This is a genomic window from Pseudomonas sp. 67(2021), from assembly GCF_017491835.1.
Lineage (GTDB): Bacteria > Pseudomonadota > Gammaproteobacteria > Pseudomonadales > Pseudomonadaceae > Aquipseudomonas > Aquipseudomonas atacamensis.
The window spans coordinates 1-241 of the sequence record NZ_JAFGYL010000121.1 but is presented as its reverse complement, the minus strand read 5'-3'; the positions used below and the strand labels follow the sequence as shown (position 1 = coordinate 241).

The window sequence follows — 241 nt, the reverse complement described above, 5'->3', positions numbered from 1 at the left end:
GCGTCGTTGACCAGGCGCAGATCGCAGCAGACCTGGCGCAGCTTGAGCAATGCTTCGAGAATGATGATCTGACTGCGTGCCACGCCTTTGCGAGTGATCTCGTCACGGACCTTCTTGTCCATCGCCACACGCACCGTCTCATAGACGTCGCGCTGACCATCGCTGAGTTCGACCCAGTGGATGATCTCGGTTTTCGGCGGCAACTCGGTGGCGACCTGATCCTTCTTGCGCCGCAGCAAAA

Annotated in this window: 1 protein-coding gene; it reads right to left on the bottom strand. The window is 58.9% G+C overall.

Translation table 11 applies throughout. The features are described from left to right. A partial coding sequence (locus tag J5M66_RS26805) for an SNF2-related protein (protein WP_207810224.1) occupies window positions 1-241 on the bottom strand: 241 nt, incomplete at both ends.